Source organism: Rahnella sp. BCC 1045, assembly GCF_019049615.1.
GTDB lineage: Bacteria > Pseudomonadota > Gammaproteobacteria > Enterobacterales > Enterobacteriaceae > Rahnella > Rahnella contaminans.
The window spans coordinates 37266-56576 of the sequence record NZ_JAFMOZ010000136.1; the positions used below are offsets into that span (position 1 = coordinate 37266).

Consider the following 19311-nt stretch of genomic DNA (forward strand, 5'->3'; position numbering starts at 1 on the left):
GTGGCTAAAAAGACCTGAAGTCCGTTTGTGGCTGATTATGGTGATATTTCTAATTATCGGTGGAGTCTTTTGCTGGTTACTCTGGCAGCAACCCGAATCACTCGGCGTTGAGCCAGAGTCTGTATTACGCGATCGCTTATTAGTCGGCGCCGGAGTCGCCACGGCCTCGCTTTTACTTTTCATCAATCTTTTCTTTATCAATACGCGACTTCTCGGGCGTCGGGCCTTCAGGCAGACTCGTAAACAAGCGGGGAACGATGAAGACCTCAATGAGGAAAACACGAGACAAGACAAGCCTCATCACGCAGAGTTACAGGATATCAAAACCCGCCTTCGCCGCCGCTACGGCCTGTTCTGGCGCTACAAAGTTCGTCTGCTGATGGTCGTCGGTGAAACACCAGAGATTACCGCGCTGGCTCCCCGTCTGGCGGAACAGGGCTGGCTGGAAGGTCAGCGTACCGTGCTGTTGCACGGCGGCAGTTTGCACCAACCGGCGGATGCAACCCGTCTGGCTGAGCTGCGTAAGCTGCGCCGCAGTCGTCCGCTGGACGGCGTGGTCTGGGCACTGACGCAGTCACAAAGCCGGGGGGCACAGTGGATGGATGACGGCCTGCGCTCGCTGGAAAAATCCGGTGAGGCGTTACGTTATCAGCCGCCGGTGTATCTGTGGCAGGTCTGCGACAGCCGCTGGGGGCAGGACGGCCGCGTCACGCAGCCGGTCGGTGCCATATTGGCCGCAAGCGCCGGTCCGGACACCCTCGAACGCCAGCTGCTATCCCTGCTGCCTGCCCTGCGCGAACAGGGGATGCAGCAGGTGTTCGCCGAACAGCGACACGATTTTTTGCTGCGACTGGCGCACTCACTGGAAACGACTGAAGCCATGCGCTGGCGTCAGGTATTAACACCTTGGTTTGCCGATTACGCCTCACGTATTCCGCTGCGCGGGCTGATGTTCAGCCTGCCGGAAACTTCCGCAACGGCGGAAGGGGTGCATGAAAAAACCTGGACGGCACCGGCCAGCTGGCAGGGCGTACTGGATGACTGTCTGGCTGCGCGCGGTCGCCGCGTGGGTCTGCCGTGGGAGCAAGGTGTGTGTTACAGCCTGCTGGCCCTGATTGTGCTGTGGGGCGCGGGCAGCGTGGTGTCCTTTGCTGTCAACCGTCACCAGATGGTGAGCGCGGCTGAGCAGGCGCAATTGCTTTCAAAGCCAGAACCTGTCTCCGATGAACAGCTGATTGCCCTGCAGGCGCTGCGTAATAATATCGGCCGTCTGCAAACGCGAATTGCCCGCGGTGCGCCGTGGTATCAGCGTTTCGGGTTAGACCACAACCGGGAGCTTCTGACAACATTGATGCCGTGGTATGGCAACGCCAGTAACCGTTTGATCCGTGATGCGGCCGTGCAGAGTTTGCAGCAAAAACTCAACGCACTGGCGAACCTGCCGGCCAACAGCCCGCAGCGCGCCGTGCTGGCAAAACCGGGCTATGACCAGCTCAAAGCCTATCTGATGATGGCGCGTCCGGAAAAAGCTGACGCTGCATTTTACGCGCAGGTGATGAAAACCGCCGAACCGCAGCGGCCCGGTGTGTCTCCGGGCTTGTGGCAAAGTCTGGCACCAGACCTGTGGCAGTTTTATGCCACCAACCTCCCTGCCCAGCCCGCGTGGAAAATCACACCGGATACGCAGCTGGTCTCGCAGAGCAGGCAGGTATTGCTGGGTGAAATCGGTCAGCGCAATGCCGAAAGCACCTTGTATGAAAACATGCTGCTGTCGGTACGTCGCAACTATGCCGATATGACGCTGGTAGACATGACCGGCGATACCGATGCGCAGCGTCTGTTCCACACCGACGAAGTAGTACCGGGGATGTTCACCCGTAAGGCGTGGGATGAGCAAATCCAGCACGCCATCGACAAAGCGGTCACCTCCCGCCGTGAGGAAATTGACTGGGTACTGAGCGACAGCCGCCGGGCAATCTCCGATGACATCTCGCCGGAGGCACTGAAAAAACGCCTGACCGAGCGTTACTTCACCGACTTCGCTGGCAGCTGGCTGAACTTCCTCAACAGCCTGCGCTGGAATGAGGCGAAAAATCTCTCCGACGTGATCGACCAGCTGACGCTGATGAGTGACGTGCGACAGTCACCGTTAATCGCGCTGATGAACACGCTGGCATGGCAGGGGCAGGCCGGACAACATGATGAAGCATTATCGGACTCGCTGGTGAAATCCGCCAAAGCGCTGATGAACAAGGACGCGCAACCGGCCATCGACCAGCACGCCAACGGACCGGTCGGCCCGCTCGATGAAACCTTCGGACCGTTGCTGGCCCTGATGGGCAAAGGTAGTGCGCAGAACATGATGTCGTCAGACAGTTCGCTCAGCCTGCAAACGCTGCTCACCCGCGTGACCCGCGTGCGCCTGAAACTTCAGCAGGTGGCTAACGCCAATGACCCGCAGGAAATGACGCAGGTACTGGCGCAGACCGTGTTCCAGGGCAAAAGTGTTGACCTGACCGATACCCAGGAATACGGCAGCCTGATTGCCGCCAGCCTCGGTGAAGAGTGGAGCGGCTTCGGGCAGACGATGTTTGTGCAGCCGCTGACGCAGGCGTGGGAAACGGTGTTACAACCGTCTTCTGCAAGCCTCAACGACCAGTGGAAAAACGCCATTGTCGCCAACTGGAAATCCGCTTTTGATGGCCGTTATCCGTTTGCCATTAGCAAGAGCGACGCTTCCCTGCCGATGCTGGCGGAATTTATCCGTAAGGACAGCGGGCGTATCGACAGCTTCCTGACCCGCGAACTGAACGGCGTGCTGCATAAAGAAGGCACGCGCTGGGTGCCGGACAAAGTGAACGGCCAGGGGCTGACCTTTAATCCGGCCTTCCTGGATGCGATCAATCAGCTGAGCCAGATATCTGACATCTTGTTTACCGACGGGAGCCAGGGGATGCGCTTCGAACTGCTGGCCCGGCCGGTGCCGGACGTGGTGGAAACCAATCTGTCGATTGACGGACAAAAACTGCATTACTTCAATCAGATGGAAAGCTGGCAGAGTTTCCGCTGGCCGGGCGAGACGTATAAGCCGGGCACAATGCTGACCTGGACCTCCACCAATGCGGGTGCCCGCCTGTACGGCGATTATCAGGGCACCTGGGGGCTTATCCGCTGGCTGGAACAGTCGAAGCAACAAAAACTCGATGAGGGTCGTTATCAGCTGACCTTTACCACGCCAGACAAACAACCGCTGCAGTGGATATTGCGTACTGAGCTCGGCAAAGGCCCGCTTGGCCTTCTGCAAATGCGCAACTTTACGCTGCCGGCGCAAATTTTCCTGATTCAGGATGCGCCGGTACCGGCTGAAAAACCTTTTGACCCCGATGCAATCGCCGAGGAGCCGTAATGGCCACATTAACTACCCTGCTCACCGCCTGTACGACTGAGCCTGACGCACTTTTACAGCAGGCGCAGCAACAGGCCGCACTCTGGGATAACTGGCTGCAACCGGTGTCAGCAGACACACCGGCCGGGACAGATCCCGGCTACGACGATGACTTCCAGCAGATGCGCGAAGAGGTCAATAAGCTTTCCGGCGCGGATACCGCACTGACCTGCGAACTGGCAGAAAAACTGCTGACCGCGCACTGCAAGGATGTGCGCGTTGCCACGTACTACGTCTGGGCGCGTCTGCACCGCGACGGTGAGGCGGGACTTGCCGATGGCCTGTCCCTGCTTGCCGGGCTCATTACCCGCTTTGGTGAAACCCTGCATCCACAGCGTGCCACCAGCCGCAAGGCCGCGCTGGAATGGCTCTCCGGTTCACGCGTACTGGACAGCCTGTCACTGTACCCGGAAGTTGATACGACGGATTTTTCCCGGATTGCCGGGGCACTGGCGTTAATCGAACAAGGGTTAAGCGCCTGGGATGCGGCGTCCCGTCCGGGCCTCGGCGCCCTTTACGCCGCGCTGGAAAACCGTCTCGCACAGTCAGGCGGTATGGGCGCTGTCGTGCCGCAAAACAGCAGCACGTCTTCCCCCTCCTCCGCGTCAGAAAGCACCAACACATCGCCGACATTGCGCCCGGTGCAGTCAGGCCGCGACCTGCTTGATCAGGCGAAAACACTGGCAAAGTACCTCCGCGACCAGCCTTCGGGCTGGCTCTCAGGCCACCATCTCATCAAAAGTATCCGCTGGGACACGGTGCATGAATTGCCACCGCTCGATGCCACCGGACGCACCCGTCTCCTGCCCCCGCGTCCGGAATATCGGGCCCAGCTCAAGCGTCTTTATCTGCAGCAAAGCTGGACTGAACTGCTTGAACAGGCGGAATCGATGTTCTCCGAGGGTGTAAACCACTTCTGGCTGGACGTGCAATGGTATTTGCATCAGGCGCTGACGAAGGCCGGTGCGCCATTTGACGGCTGGGCAATGTGCGTCACGCAGGATTTAAGCCTGCTGCTTTCGCGCCTGCCGGGGCTGGAAACCCTCTCCTGGAGCGACGGCACACCGTTTGCCGATGAAGTCACATTGGGCTGGATAAACCAGCAGGTGTTGGAATCCTCTTCCGGCTGGGGTAGTGAACCGTCTGCCGCCGTCGCCTCCGGCGAGGACGATATCCTGCAGCTTGAGGCCGAGGCGCTGACAATGGCCGACAGCGACGGTATCGAAAATGCGCTCAACTGGTTGCAGTCGCGTCCGGGGATTACCACTGCGCGCCACCAGTGGCTGCTGCGCCTGCTGATGGCTCGTGTCGCCGAACAATATGGCAAAAACGACATGGCGCTTTACCTGCTCGGCGATCTCGACGCCGCCAGCACAACGCTGACTCTGCCGCAGTGGGAGCCGGGGCTGGTATTTGAAGTAAAGGCGCGCCGTCTGAAGTTGCTGCGCATGAAAACCCAGCGCGGCGACGGCGATAAACTCCGCCTGCTGGCCGACATGGACACCCTGCTCAGCGGGCTGATAGCCCTCGACCCTGCCCGCGCCGCCGTGTTGTGCGGCTAAAACACGTAAAGGAATATTTTCATGGCAAAAGGCTACTACCTGGTCATTCAGGATAAGACCACCTGCGGCGGCGTTATTCTGGCCGGTGACCCGACCCATAAGCTGATGGGCAAACCCATCGTGCGTGAGCAGGATCCCGTCACCTGCGGTCAGCATCCGGGTGTATTCACTATCGTCGGCAGTGTTCCCGAAGATACACTCAACGGCCGCAAGTTCGCCGGAACGCTGCACAGTAAAAGCAGCTGTCCGTGCAAGTCGCGTCTTATTCCGTCGGTGATGATAAAGACTTATGAGAAATAACATCGCCCGCAGGTAAGCATTCACACGGTCAGCGCGTTTCGACTCAGAGCCATACCTTCCTCTCTATCAATCTTCAGGTCAGCCGTTGTCCGGGTGTATTTCCCCGTATAACCGCCGACCAACGGGCATATACAAATAAGACAATTATGGACGACTTAACCTTACGTTATTTTGACGCCGAAATGCGTTACCTGCGCGAGGCGGGCGAAGAGTTTGCCCGCGCGCACCCGGACCGGGCTGCCGGACTGAATCTTGACAAAGCCGGCGCCCGCGACCCCTACGTGGAGCGCCTGTTTGAGGGCTTTGCCTTCCTGATGGGGCGTCTGCGTGAAAAGCTCGATGACGATTTACCCGAGCTGACCGAAGGGCTGGTCAGCCTGCTGTGGCCGCACTATCTGCGCACCATCCCTTCCCTTTCTATTGTGGAGTTCACCCCGCAGTGGCAGGGCATGAAGGAACACATGGCCGTCAGTAAAGGCTTTGAAGTTCTTTCCCGGCCGATGGGTGAACGCGCAACGCGTTGCCGCTACACCACCACGCAGGATATTGAACTGCTGCCGCTGTCGCTGATCCGCGCAGTTCTCGATACAGAGCCGGATGGCCGGTCGGTGATCCGCCTGCGCTTTAACTGCGGGGAACTGGCTGACTGGAGCAAACTCAACCTGAGCCATCTGCCGCTCTATTTTGATGCCGATGCACCGCTGGCCTGCGCGTTACATGAAGCACTGACCCTCAACGTTGCACGTCTCTGGATACGTCTGCCGGGACAGGCTGACCGTCAGCCGCTGGACGGTTACTTTTCCCCGCAGGGATTCAGTGAAAAAGATACCTTGTGGCCCGGCGGTGACAGCGCCTTCAGCGGTTATCAGCTATTGCTGGAGTATTTCACCTTCCGCGAAAAGTTTATGTTTGCCGGCCTTAAAGGGCTGGATACCGTAAATCTGCCCGCGGAGCTTGCCTGGTTTGAGATTGACGTGGTGCTGGAAAAACGCTGGGAGCACGATTTTTCGTTCTCTGAAAAACATCTGCGGCTGCACTGCGTGCCGGTCATCAACCTGTTCCCACTGGAATCAGACCCGCTGTCACTCTCGTCCTTGCAGACCGAGTACATGCTGCGCCCGATGCGCGTTCAGGATGGTCACACCGAAATTTATTCGGTCGACTCGGTAATTTCCTCCAAACATTCAGGTCATCAGGTTTATGTGCCGTTCACCAGTTTCCGCCACAAGGGCGGCATGCTGCGCCACGACGCGCCGGAGTATTACTACCACACACGCGTCAAGCGTGGTCCTTCCGGCCTGCACGACACCTGGCTGGTGCTGGGCGGTGAGGCGTTTGATAACCACACCGTGCCGGAAAACGAGAATCTGTCCCTGAGCCTCACCGGTACCAACGGCCAGTTGCCACGCAAATCGCTGCAAAGCACCGTGCTGGATACGGCGGTTAAATCCACCGGTGCTAACGTGCGGGTGCGCAACCTGTCCGCGCCGACCATGCCGTGTTATCCGCCGAACCGCGACCGTTTCCACTGGCGGGTGCTGAGCCATCTGGGCAGCAGCTTCCTGTGGATGATGGACAATGCTGAAGTTCTGCGTGGCACGCTTGCCCTCTACGACTGGACCGAAAGCGAGATGAACCGCCGCCGTCTGGAGGCCATTGTTGACGTCAGGCACAGCGAGATTGAGCGTTTCGAGCGTGGCTATCTGCTGCGTGGGGTGCATATCGAAATTACCCTCGATAGCAACGGTTTTGCAGGCAGCGGCGACATCTGCCTGTTTGGTGAAATGCTCAGCCGTTTCTTTGCGCTGTACACCGACATTCATCTGTTTAACCGCCTGACACTGATACTGCAACCGACCGGAGAACGCCTGGAATGGGAAGAGAACCACAAAACCCGCATCCGCACTTCCGGCTGAATGACCGGGTTGAACGGGACATCGGGCGGTTTAACTTTTACCGCTTTTGCCAGTTGCTGGAGCGCTCCGGTAACCCGCCTCTCGGCAGCACCGCCAACCCGGCGGACGACCCGGTGCGATTTCGTCCTCATCCGGGGATGGGGTTTCCGGTCAGCGAGCTGAAAGCGCTCGAGCGGGATGCCGAAAATCCGGACGCACCGCCGACCGTACGTACCACCTTTATGGGGCTTTACGGCGTAGACTCGCCGCTGCCGACGTCCTACATCGACGACATCACCCAGCAGCGCGATGGCCATGAGGCGCTGGAGGGATTTCTCGATATCTTTAACCACCGCATCATGACGCAGTTTTACCGCATCTGGCGCAAATACTCTTACCCGGCAACGTTCGAGGCGGGCGGCGCAGACAACACGTCGCAAAGCCTGCTGGGCCTGATTGGCATGGGTATCCCCGGTACGCAGCGCCACCTTGCCACACCGACATCGCGTTTTCTGGCGTTGCTGGGCGTCATGCGCCAGCCGGGAAGAACGGCGGAAGGCGTGCAGGCGCTGGTCCGGCTGCTGGCTCCCCGCACGCGTGCGGACGTGACGCCACACTGCCTGCGCAGCGTGCGCATCACGACTCCGATGTCGTTTGCGGACGAAGGTGCCCGCTGGCTTGACGGCGATACCCTGATGGGCGATGAAGGTACCGACGCCAACAGCCAGCTGCTGATTTCCCTGCACACCGCGGACAGCGCTGAGGCCGCAGACTGGCTGCCGGATGGCGCGCTTTACGCAGATTTTCAGGTATTACTGCGGGTTTATCTGGGCTGGCGTTACGGCGCACGCCTCGAGCTGACCGTCCCCACCCACCTGCTGCCCGCGCCCGTTCTGGGAGACAATCCGTTCAGGCTCGGGCTGACCGGTGTCCTGGGTCTGGACGATGAGGCTTCTGACGATATTCCCGAATACTTTACCGTGGAGCTGGGCCACTACCGTGGCATGCTCCCTCACACGCCTCAGGAAGGAACACGACGTGTTATTCAATACCGCATGGAAAAATAAATTCTGTCTGCCTGCTGTCGTCCTGCTGCTGAGCGGCTGCGGACTGACACAGGTCGTGACCGACAGCACCGTTTCTGCAACAAAATCCATTTTTTATAAGCAGATAAAAGTGCTGCATCTGGATTTCACCGCCCGTGAGGCACTGAATACCGACGCCAGCGAGGCCAATTCAGCGTCGCAACCTGTGCTGGTTCGCGTCTATCAGTTGCGTGATGACAAACTGTTCCAGAAAACGGTCTATCAGCAACTGGCAGGCGACGGCGATGATGCGCTGAAAGACGATCTGCTGGCCAGCCGCAACGTAGTGATCAAACCCGGCACGGCAGCGTCACTGGACATGCCAATGGAAAAAGACGCCAAATTCGTGGCCGTCGTCGGTCTGTTCCGAAACCCGGATCTTGCAAAGGATCAGTGGCGGCTTGTTCTGTCCCGCGAAGAACTGGATCCGGATAAAGCGCGAACCATCGAACTCGGGAATAACAACCTCACGCTGATTGCGGTGAAAGACTGATGCCAGACTCTCGCGCCCCCTCTCTTTATGAGCAATTGCTCGGCAATTTTGCCGGCGGCATTGAACTTCATCAGGTCAGCGAAGCCAATCAGGTCATTCTGTCCGTGCTCGACAACATGCAGCGGGTCCTTAACTGCCGCGCAGGAACGATTTCGCATCTGCCGGATTATGGCCTGCCGGACATGAGCAAAATCTTGCAGGGGATGCCCGGCACTGCGCACTCCCTGCTGACCACGCTCTCCGCCACGCTGCTGAAATACGAGCCGCGGATCCGAAAGCTGAACGTGATTTTACTGCCACAGTCCACACACGGGCATCTTGAATACGCCATCGACGCCGAGCTGAAAGAGCTTGGTCTGGTACGGTTCGGGACGGAATTTATGCCGGAAGGCCGCGTGCTGATGCGCCATATGAAACAGCAGAATTATGTTTAATGGCCGTCTGCCATTGGCGATAACAGAGGAAGTATGTCAGCTAAAGAACGTTTTTTGAAAAAGCTACAGGACAAACAACCGGGTCGTACCGTGTTTGAAAATAAAGGTCAGGCTGATATCGCTGAGTTTCAGCAACAGATGAGTCAGCTTCAGGAGAACGTGGAAACATGGCTGGCCGGTACCGGCATCCGGACGGAAAGCACCTCCGTTTCCTTGGTTGAATTTCTGATAGGCGGAAGGGCATTCAACATTCCCGGCATCCACCTGCGTTATGAAAACAGGATGGTGAAATTCACGCCTGCCTTTTTATACGGTCAGAGCGTGACGGGCTGCGTGGAAGTCAGTCTCTGCGCTGAGGGCGCTCCGGTCCCTCTTTGCCGTTTATTCATGCGTTCCGCAGAGCGCAATCACTGGACGTGGCGTCCGGCGGGTAGGTCCACGCAGCCCGGCGAAACGTTCAGCGAAGAGATCTTTTTCAACATGATTGAAGGTTTATTGTCCTGACCTTTAACCCTGCCGCCTGAATTCTTTAATGCACTGGCCTTCGGGAATACCTGAAGGTCTTGTGCTGATCCGCTATGTGAAAGAGCAGAATTACGTCAGTTAAGGAAAACAACCATGTCTATTGAACGCCTGCTGCGCACCGGAGGCGACCCGCGTGCGCTGGCTGATTATGCCGTTTTACGCGAAGAACTGAGTAAGCTGACACACCCGGCGCGTCCGGATGTGAACTGGAAAAAAGTGGAACAGCTGTGTCTGAGCCTGTTCCAGCAAAACGGCATCGAGCTGCAAACTGCATCGTGGTACACGCAGGCGCGGGCGCAAATCGTCGGGTTGTCCGGGCTGAATGAAGGGCTGGCGATACTCGAGGCGCTGATCTCCCGCCAGTGGCCGGGGCTATGGCCGCAGCCGGTTCATGCAAGGATGGAAATTCTGACCGGGCTGAGCCAGCGCTTGCAGCAATCCCTTCGGGGAATGACGCTGGAATACCGCGACCTGCCGCAAATTTATGAGGCGGAAAAACTCATCAATGCACTGTGTGACGTATTGCAACGTCTTGAACTCAAACACGCCAGCCAGCTTGCCGTGCTGAGCACCTATATGCAGGGTGCCGCGATGCGCCTCGAAAACATGCACGCCTCGACAGACTCTGCTGTTGTGCTGCCCGCTTCCGCCGAAGAAGTTGAAAGAACATGGGAGACCCAGGCCAGAGAACCCTGGGTTTATGTTGCTCAGGCAGAACCCGAGCTTCCGCAGGTGGTGATTGCGCCCGCTCCGGCGGCAAAGCGTCCGTTACAGTGGAAAGGATTTGTGGCGGGAATTGTGGTCACCGTACTGGTTGGCAGCGGCGTGGTGGCAGGTGTGAACGCGTTTTATCATCCATCTGCCAGCGAGCGGCTGATAGCGTCAATGACGAAGATGCCAAAACCTCTGAGCGCTACGGAACTGCAAGCCCTGAAAAATCGCGAGGCAGAATCACTGAACCGCGAGGCGCCAGAGATCATTGCCACCACCCGTCAGCAAACCCGCCATCTGGCCGCACTTTCGCCGCGCTGGGCGCAGGACACCGGTTCGCAGCTGATTCAGCAAACCCGGTTCCTCTGGCCTGACAATCCAGAGACGCAAAAGCTGACGCAGGAATGGAACGAGCAGCTGACCGCCAATGCTATACCGCTGGAAAACCTTAACGGCTGGCATTCGGCCAACGCGCAGTTGCAGCAACTGGCAGATAAGCTTAACGGGCTGGATGAACAGCGCGGCAAATATATGACCGTCTCGCAGCTCAAATCGTCGGTTTTTGCCATTCAGCAGGCGCTGAACAGCGCTACGCCGGTCGAAGAATCGTTGCGTAAATTAGCCGACGCCAGACAGCAGAAAGATGCCATATCTCCTCAGCTGCTGATGCAACTGGATAATCAGTTCACACAGCTTCTGAACCGGTATGCGCTGCTGGAACCCGCCGCTGCGGTGCCTGAAACGCAACAACGATGATTATACGCCGCCGGCCAACCCCCCTGCGCTGACGGCGTTTCCTTCGTGATACGTAAATGTAAACAAATACTACAACCATTACCTGTTTTGACGTCATTTCGACCAAAACCGATGACATAAATTTACATTGCATTAAAATCAGAATGCGCTGATGCCGTTGGCGATTTAACTTTTTAGTTACCAATATGGCACACAACAAGTCATTACTGGACGCAGGGTAATTACATTCAGAAAACATCAAAACTCTTTGATCCAGATCAATGCAACATCATGTCCGCGTACTTTTCAGGGTTACTCTTCCCTCGGGCGCTTCGGGCTGAAATTAGTTTCCCTCCCCGCTCCTATTCCCCTGCCGCAAAAGTGTTTCAGCCGGTAATTTCCCCACGAAACCGTCCCTGTTAATACCTTTAACCCCTGTGGTTAAATCGGCCCCTCGCGAAAACCCAGCTGTACCACCCTTTCATTCAAGACTTCACCTGCGAATGTCAGAAATTGCCGGTTCCCGTACCGGTATTAATGTCTGGAAGGGTTACCTGACACACAAAAAGAGGTTGTTATGTTTGGTCTTGATGCGCTAGAACTGGCCCGGATCCAGTTCGCGTTCACCGTCTCTTTTCACATCATTTTCCCCGCTATCACCATCGGGCTTGCCAGTTTTCTGGCAGTTCTGGAAGGCATGTGGCTGAAAACGAAGAAAGAGGCTTACCGCGACCTGTATCATTTCTGGTCGAAAATTTTTGCCGTGAACTTTGGCATGGGCGTGGTCTCCGGTCTGGTGATGGCTTACCAGTTCGGCACCAACTGGAGCATGTTCTCCTCGTTCGCCGGGAGCATTACCGGCCCGTTGCTGACCTATGAAGTGTTAACCGCGTTCTTCCTTGAAGCCGGTTTCCTCGGCGTGATGTTGTTCGGCTGGAACCGCGTCGGCCCCGGTCTGCACTTCTTCTCCACCTGCATGGTGGCGCTCGGTACGCTGATGTCCACCTTCTGGATCCTCGCGTCCAACAGCTGGATGCAGACACCGCAGGGCTACGAAATTGTTAACAATCTGGTCGTGCCGGTCAGCTGGATGAAAATCATCTTCAACCCGTCTTTCCCGTTCCGTCTGATGCATATGACCACCGCCGCCTTCCTGGCGTCTGCGTTCTTCGTCGGTTCTGCGGCGGCCTGGCATTTACTGCGTGGGCGTGATACCCCGGCAATCCGCACCATGCTGTCGATGGCGATGTGGATGGCGCTGATTGTCTCCCCGATTCAGGCATTTTTGGGTGACGCCCACGGCCTGAACACCCTGAAATATCAGCCGGCTAAAATCGCGGCCATCGAAGGCCACTGGGAAAATAAAGACAATAAACCCTCCCCGCTGGTGCTGATCGGTTACCCGGATATGAACCGCGAAGAAACCCGTTACGCGATTGAAATCCCGTATCTCGGCAGCCTGATCCTGACGCACAGCCTGACGCATCAGATCCCGGCGCTGAAGTCTTTCCCGAAAGAAGATCGTCCGAACTCGTCCGTCATTTTCTACACCTTCCGCATCATGGCCGGTCTGGGCATGCTGATGATTTTGCTGGGTGTGCTGAGCCTTATCCTGCGTCGTGGCGGCAAAATGTATACCTCTAAAGCGTTCCTGCGCTTTGCCTTCCTGATGGGGCCTTCCGGTCTGCTGGCACTACTGGCGGGCTGGATCACCACCGAAATGGGGCGTCAGCCCTGGGTCGTTTACGGCCTGCTGCGCACCAAAGACGCGGTATCGAACCATAACGTTCTCCAGATGAGCGTCAGCCTGATCCTGTTCATCGTGATTTACTGCTCGGTGTTTGGCGTGGGTTACGGCTACATGATGCGTCTGATCCGCAAAGGTCCGCAGGCGCATGAAGGTGAAAGCGTTGACCACGGTGGTCCTGGCCAGCACCGCACGCCTGCGCGTCCGCTGTCTGCTATTTCGGAATCACTGTCCGACGACTCTAAGGGAGCTTGATAATGGGTATCGACTTACCGCTGATCTGGTTTTTGATCATCATCTTCGGCGTGATGATGTATGTGGTGATGGACGGCTTCGACCTGGGCATCGGTCTGCTGTTCCCTCTGGTGAAAAAAGAGCACGACCGCGACGTGATGATGAACACCGTTGCGCCGGTCTGGGACGGCAACGAAACCTGGCTGGTGCTGGGCGGTGCGGCGTTGTACGGCGCATTCCCGCTGGCGTATTCGGTGATTCTTGATGCGCTGTCCATCCCGCTGACCCTGATGTTGTTCGGTCTGATTTTCCGCGGCGTGGCGTTTGAATTTCGTTTCAAAGCCAGCCCGGCCAGGCGCCATGTGTGGGATAAATCCTTCATCTGGGGATCGGTTATCGCAACCTTCTGTCAGGGCGTGGTACTGGGCGCCGTCATCAATGGTATTCCTGTGGTTAACCGCACGTATGCCGGTGGGGCGCTGGACTGGCTCACGCCGTTCACCCTGTTCTGCGGGTTCGCGCTGGTCGTGGCGTATGCCCTGCTCGGCTGCACCTGGCTCATCATGAAAACCGAAGGCGAATTGCAGGAAGCGATGCACAAAATCGCTAAACCTCTGCTGGTGGTTTTCCTGCTGGTGACGCTGGCAGTCAGTCTGTGGACACCGCTGACGCACAGTGATATTGCCACCCGCTGGTTCACGCGCCCTAACCTTTACTGGTTCCTGCCGGTACCGGTTCTGGTGGTATTAGTCTCTGCGTGGATGTTCCGTGCCATCAGCAAAAACGCGCATCACGCGCCCTTCCTGCTGACGCTGGCGCTGGTATTCCTGGGCTATACCGGTCTGGGGATCAGCATCTGGCCGAACATCATTCCGCCGTCCATCTCCATCTGGGAAGCGGCGTCACCGCCACAAAGCCAGGGCTTCATTCTGGTGGGCGCGCTGTTCATCATCCCGATCATTCTGGTGTACACCTTCTGGAGCTACTACGTGTTCCGCGGAAAAGTGACGCCGGATCAGGGTTATCACTGAGGAATTTCGTATGAATCTCATCAGAAAAATGGATGACAACAACATCACCAAAGCCCCGTTCTTAAAACGCGTTGGCTGGATGGCCGTCATCTGGGGTGGAAGTGTGTTAGCGCTGTTTGTCGTCGCGACAGTATTTCATCTGCTGATGTTTGCAGCGGGAATGCGGGAGCACTGATGCAGAGGGCCGCTGCATTCGTGGCGGCCTTTTATTTATTTCTTCAACACCAGTTCCACGAAATCACAGATATCTTCCATGGCTTCCTGCCTGACCTCCGCTGAGGGCATGACGATCAGCTGATCGGCGTAACCGTTGAGCATCGCGGAAAGCTGGCGGGTGACGCGTGCGGCGTTGGTGGATCGAAATATCCCCGCTTCAGTACCTGCGCTGATGATTTCAGCCAGCAAATCCAGCCATTTCCTCACCATCAGTTGCGCCAGTGCGGCGTAAGCCTCGTTGTGCGCCGCCAGTTGCCACAGCGAACCGTAAAGTCGCCAGATGTCACCCTGCGTATCCGGCAGATAACTGTTTACCAGCGTGTGGAGTTTTTCCTGCGGCGGCAGCGCCACGATTTCTGCGGTGAACTCCTTGAGTTCCGCCAGCATTACCTCCGTCAGCGCTTCGATACACAGCGTCTGCCAGTCGGGAAAGTAGTGATAAATATGACTGCGCGAGATCCCGACGTATTCCGTCAGTTCGCGCGTCGTCACTTTCTCAATCCCCTTTTCGATAAAGAGGCTGATTGCGCCGTCGAGGATTTTCGCCCTCAACGCTTCCCGATTTTCTTTCATCATCAATCCTGTGCTGGCATTGAGCAACCGCTCAGGCCGCAGTTTATCAGGAAGACTGACGCACGCCCACCGGCTTACGCAGGACGATTTTCAGCACCACCACGGTGGCGATCACCAGCATGGCGGCAGAAATCAGGACCGCCAGAAACGCCTGATCAAAGGCCGTACGCGCCAGCTCGCTGATTAACGTCGCATGCTCCGGGCTGAGATGGCTGGCGATATTCAGCGCTTCATCGAGGCTGTCATACGCGCCGTCGCCGGTCACAATACCGGCCGGCAGCGTGAGGCTGCGGCTGTAAACTGCCGTCATCAGGCCACCCAGCAACGTCACACCCAGCACGCCGCCCATTTCCCATGACACGTCTTCGATCGCCGCGACCATCCCGGCTTTCTCTTCCGGGGCGTTCAGCATGATGGAGGTCGAGGCCGCCGTCACCGCGCCGCCGAGGCCGAAACCTAAAATAAACAGGCTGGCAAGCTGCATCGCGGTGCCGCCTTCAAACAGCAGCGCGTGGCTGACAATTCCCGCGGCGGAAAGCGCGAAACCCCCGAGCATGATTTTGCGGACGCCGTATTTTGGCATCAGCATTCCGGCCAGCGGCGATGCCAGCGCGGAGGCTACCGGAATAGGCAGAATAAACATCGCGGCCATAAATGGCGTCAGCCCGAGCACCAGTTGCAACCGCTGGCTCAGTACCAGTTCGATGCCGATCAGCGCAATCATCGAGGTGATCGCCACGCCCACGCCACAGGCAAAAGCGCGGTTGCGAAACAGCGAAAAATCGATCATCGGCTGCACGGCGCGTTTTTGCCTTCTGGCGAACAGCCCCAGAAACAGTACGCCTGCAAAGGCCGGGAACAACACGCCAGTCCATGAAGAGTTCATATTGCTCAGCTCTTTCAGCGCATAAATCACGCCGACCAGCCCGAGCATCACCATCGCCGATCCGGTGAAATCACACGGACGTTCCGGGTTGCCTTTACCGCGCGGGATCAACGCCAGCGCACAAGGGAATACGGCCACCACAATCGGCACGTTGATCAGGAACACCGAGCCCCACCAGAAATATTCCAGCAACACGCCGCCAATCACCGGCCCGAGCGCCGCCGCGCCTGATGCCACCGCCGACCAGATACCAATCGCCAGCGCACGTTCGCGTTCATTGGTAAACACATGGCGCACAATCGCCAGCGTCGCGGGCATCATCATGGCCGCGCCAATCGCCAGAAACACGCGGGATGCGATCAGCCATTCCGCGGACGGCGCAAAAGCCGCGCACAGCGACGCCAGCGCAAACACCGGCAGGCCGCTCATAAACAGATTTTTATGCCCGAGACGGTCACTCAGCATACCCGCGCCGGGAAGCAGCCCGGCGACGACCAGCGGATACGCATTCACGATCCATAATTTTTCGGATGACGACGCCCCGAGCGCCAGCGTCAGACGCGGCAGCGCCGTGTAAAGCACCGTCATATCAATGATGATCAGGAAAAGGGTACTGGTGACAATGGCGAGGATCAGCCAGCGGTTTTGGACGAACATATACAGCCTCAGAAAGTTTTTGAGCACTTGCTCAAGCGCGAAAGGTACTTGAGCGGGCGCTCAAAATCAAGCGAAGCCAGCGTAATGGTTGAGGATCGGTTGACACACCGGCGGGCAGAAACGCAGAACTCAGCGGCAAGAAAAAGCCCACCGGAAGGTGGGCAAAAGGGGTAAACAGACTTTTATCTCAGTTTTCTTATTATTTCCCCGGTGAGGCGAAATTACTCTTTAACAGTGTCTTCCAGCGTGAAACGGCCCAGCGGGTTCTGATGGAAGTCTTTGATATTTTGACGTGTCACGTTGCGGTACGGGCTGTAATACAAATCTATCCAGTTCACGTCCGCTTTAGCCATTTTCTGTAAATCGATATACATCTGCTGGCGTTTTGCCGGATCCATTTCCACACGGGCGGCGGCCACCAGCGCTTTCACTTTATCGTTGTGATAACGCGTCATGTAGTTGTTGTTGGAATCATGTCCCAGCACAAACGTGGTTTTCTGATCGGGATCGAGGATGTCATTCGTCCAGTACATCACCGAAATGTCGTAATCACCCGCGACTAACATGTCCCAGCTCTGGCTCGGATCCACTTTTTGCAGACTGGCCGTAATGCCCGCTTTTGCCAGCTGTTGTTGCAGCAAAACGGCGATTTGCTCGTCCACTTCATCCCCGGCATTCACCAGATATTTCAGCGTCAGGTTTTTCACGCCTGCCGCCGCCAGCAGCTGTTTGGCTTTCCCGGGATCATAAGGACGTTGTAAGTTACCGGCGTAGTGATACAACGCGCCGTCAGGAATATAGGAATTGGCGATTTTGCCGTAGCCGAACGTCACGGTGTCGATAATCGACTTTTTATCGATGGCGAAATCCAGCGCCTGCCGGACTTCAACTTTGCCCAGATCGCCGTGTGAATGGTTAATCAGCAGATGATCTTCTCGCGTTGAAGTGTCCAGTTCGACGGCCAGTTTCGGGTCTTTCTGCAACGAGGAAATGCGTGAGAACGGAATCGACAGCGCCGCATCGATTTCGCCCGCCTGCACTTTGAGCATGCGGGTATTGTCGTCCGGCAGCGTCAGCCACTCGACGCCATCCAGTTTTACCTTCGCGGCATCCCAGTAATACGGGTTTTTCACCAGCTCGACTTTCTCGCCACGCGTCCACGCTTTCACGCTGAATGCGCCCGAACCCACCGGATGTTCGGCAAAATCATCCGCGCCCTGTTTGGTCAGCGCCGCCTGTGAAATCACCGACGCATTGGGCAGCGCCAGTTGGGAAAGAAACGCTGCCGACGGCGTTTTCAGCGTGATGACCAGCGTGTGCGCATCGTCCGCTTTCAACGTATCAATAATGCTGTACGAATCTTTCCACAGTGAACCGGCGTCATCGCGGATACGCGTCAGGCTGAACACCGCATCCGAAGCCGTGACCGGCGTGCCGTCTGAGAATTTTGCCTCGCGCATTTTCAGCGTATACGTTTTGCCGTCCGGAGAAATCGTCCAGCTTTCCGCCAGCCCCGGCAGCAGTTTGGTGCCGGTATTGTCCACGCGAACCAGCGGATCAAACACGTTCGAGAACACCCAGTTATCGGCGTTTTGCGCCGATTTGATCGGGTCAAACGTCGTGCTGTCCTCACGACGTCCGATGGTCAGAACCCCGGCCGCCTGCGCCATTTCGCTGACCAGGCTCAACGCCAGCAGCACCCCGGCGGCCACAACGTTAAAATGCTTTTGCTTCATGTCACATTCCTTCAGTCATCGGAAAAATCCTTTCGCTACCGGGCGCATCAAGCACACAGGCGAAAGCATGATCGGCAATATGCCGGGTTTCGGGTGCCGCGCCCTGCCTGCACGCAGGAAGCGCGCGGGCACAGCGTGGATGAAAAGCGCAGCCCGCAGGCAGCGAAACCGGGCTGGGCGGCTCGCCCTGTAACGGGTTCTCCGGCAGCGGGCGGTCGGGGTCAATCTCGGGGATAGCCGCCACCAGCGCGGCGGTGTAAGGATGGCGCGGCGTATTAAACACCGTTTGCGTCGGGCCGCTTTCAACAATCCGCCCCAGATACATCACCGCCACGCGGTCGCAGAGACGCCGCACAATCGCCAGATCGTGCGCGATAAACAAAATTGCCAGCCCCATGCTCTCGCGCAGATCCATCAGCAAGTTGATGATTTGGGCCTGAATCGACACGTCGAGCGCCGCGACGCATTCATCGGCGACAATCAGCCGTGGCTCAATCGCCAGCGCGCGGGCGATTCCGGCGCGCTGACACTGCCCGCCACTCAGCGCCTGTGGTCTCCGCGACGCATGATCAGCGCTCAGGCCGACCAGCGTCAGCAGCTCGTTAATCCGCGCCGGGATCGCTGCTTTCGCGACTTTCTGATGTACACGCAGCACTTCGCCAACGCTCTCGCCCAGCGTCTGACGCGGGTTCAGTGAGGAAAACGGATCCTGAAAAATCATTGCCGTTTGCTGACGAAGCCGGGCAATATCCGGTTTCACGCCGCCGGTGATCAGCTGCCCGTTAAAGCGCACACGCCCTGCACTGGCGTTTTCCAGCTGCAACATCGCGCGCCCCAGTGTGCTTTTTCCGCTGCCCGATTCGCCCACCAGCCCCAGCGTTTCTCCGGCATTGATGTACATCGACACACCGTTCACCGCCTGCACGACGCGCTTTTTACGCCCCAGCCCGCCGGATACCGGAAACGTCACCGACAAATCTTCGGCTTCCAGCAGCGGGTAAGGCCGCACATCCGGCGCAGCCGTCCGGTCAGAAAGTGGATTCATT

At 57.4% G+C, this 19311-nt stretch carries 15 protein-coding genes and 1 pseudogene; 12 read left to right on the forward strand and 4 right to left on the reverse strand.

The features are described from left to right. Window positions 1-37 precede the first annotated feature (37 nt). The 12 genes and pseudogenes from J1782_RS18180 to J1782_RS18235 all read left to right on the forward strand — a co-directional run bounded on the left by J1782_RS18180 (window position 38) and on the right by J1782_RS18235 (window position 14372). Window positions 38-3406, forward strand: a complete 3369-nt coding sequence (locus tag J1782_RS18180; RefSeq protein ID WP_254303113.1) for an ImcF-related family protein — start codon at window positions 38-40, stop codon at window positions 3404-3406. Next, on the forward strand, window positions 3406-5007 hold the full coding sequence (gene tssA / locus J1782_RS18185) for a type VI secretion system protein TssA (protein ID WP_217153659.1): 1602 nt from the start codon (window positions 3406-3408) through the stop codon (window positions 5005-5007). Before J1782_RS18180 ends, tssA begins: the two co-directional genes overlap by 1 nt. A 21-nt stretch (window positions 5008-5028) precedes the next feature. Further along, a pseudogene (locus tag J1782_RS18190) lies at window positions 5029-5301 on the forward strand (PAAR domain-containing protein); the annotation flags it as partial. A 152-nt stretch (window positions 5302-5453) separates the two neighbouring features. Next, on the forward strand, window positions 5454-7223 hold the full coding sequence (gene tssF / locus J1782_RS18195; protein ID WP_217153660.1) for a type VI secretion system baseplate subunit TssF: 1770 nt from the start codon (window positions 5454-5456) through the stop codon (window positions 7221-7223). Continuing rightward, window positions 7181-8269, forward strand: coding sequence for a type VI secretion system baseplate subunit TssG (gene tssG, locus J1782_RS18200; protein WP_206738939.1), 1089 nt, complete (start codon window positions 7181-7183; stop codon window positions 8267-8269). The genes tssF and tssG overlap by 43 nt, the downstream gene beginning before the upstream one ends. Next, a complete protein-coding gene (tssJ, locus tag J1782_RS18205; protein WP_338105853.1) occupies window positions 8241-8780 on the forward strand; it encodes a type VI secretion system lipoprotein TssJ in 540 nt (179 codons plus the stop codon). The genes tssG and tssJ overlap by 29 nt, the downstream gene beginning before the upstream one ends. Beyond that, on the forward strand, window positions 8780-9214 hold the full coding sequence (gene tssE / locus J1782_RS18210; RefSeq protein ID WP_217153662.1) for a type VI secretion system baseplate subunit TssE: 435 nt from the start codon (window positions 8780-8782) through the stop codon (window positions 9212-9214). The genes tssJ and tssE overlap by 1 nt, the downstream gene beginning before the upstream one ends. A gap of 33 nt (window positions 9215-9247) precedes the next feature. Then, a complete protein-coding gene (locus J1782_RS18215; protein WP_217153663.1) occupies window positions 9248-9718 on the forward strand; it encodes a hypothetical protein in 471 nt (156 codons plus the stop codon). Between the two features lie 114 nt (window positions 9719-9832). Further along, window positions 9833-11206, forward strand: coding sequence for a VasL domain-containing protein (locus J1782_RS18220; protein WP_217153664.1), 1374 nt, complete (start codon window positions 9833-9835; stop codon window positions 11204-11206). Window positions 11207-11762: 556 nt separating this feature from the next. Continuing rightward, window positions 11763-13187 (forward strand): cytochrome ubiquinol oxidase subunit I, encoded by a 1425-nt coding sequence (locus J1782_RS18225; RefSeq protein ID WP_152326795.1) that lies wholly within the window; start codon window positions 11763-11765, stop codon window positions 13185-13187. Window positions 13188-13189: 2 nt separating this feature from the next. Then, window positions 13190-14197, forward strand: a complete 1008-nt coding sequence (gene cydB, locus J1782_RS18230; RefSeq protein WP_152326794.1) for a cytochrome d ubiquinol oxidase subunit II — start codon at window positions 13190-13192, stop codon at window positions 14195-14197. Window positions 14198-14207: 10 nt separating this feature from the next. Beyond that, the gene (locus tag J1782_RS18235) at window positions 14208-14372 is read left to right on the forward strand and encodes a DUF2474 domain-containing protein (RefSeq protein WP_152326793.1); all 165 of its coding nucleotides are present in this window, start codon (window positions 14208-14210) and stop codon (window positions 14370-14372) included. A 35-nt stretch (window positions 14373-14407) separates the two neighbouring features. Here the strand turns inward: J1782_RS18235 and J1782_RS18240 are convergent, their stop codons facing one another. From J1782_RS18240 to J1782_RS18255, 4 genes are all read right to left on the reverse strand, one after another. Then, complete coding sequence (locus J1782_RS18240) at window positions 14408-14986, reverse strand: TetR/AcrR family transcriptional regulator (protein ID WP_165060528.1); 579 nt, start codon at window positions 14984-14986, stop codon at window positions 14408-14410. A 46-nt stretch (window positions 14987-15032) separates the two neighbouring features. Further along, entirely contained in the window at window positions 15033-16529 is a 1497-nt protein-coding gene (locus J1782_RS18245; protein WP_217153665.1) for an MFS transporter, read from the reverse strand. A gap of 221 nt (window positions 16530-16750) precedes the next feature. Beyond that, window positions 16751-18265 carry an ABC transporter substrate-binding protein gene (locus tag J1782_RS18250; RefSeq protein WP_217153666.1) on the reverse strand — a complete coding sequence of 505 codons (1515 nt, stop codon included), beginning with the start codon at window positions 18263-18265 and terminating at the stop codon, window positions 16751-16753. 1 nt (window position 18266) lies between these two features. Beyond that, window positions 18267-19310 (reverse strand): ABC transporter ATP-binding protein, encoded by a 1044-nt coding sequence (locus tag J1782_RS18255; RefSeq protein WP_217153667.1) that lies wholly within the window; start codon window positions 19308-19310, stop codon window positions 18267-18269. Between the last annotated feature and the right edge of the window lies 1 nt (window position 19311).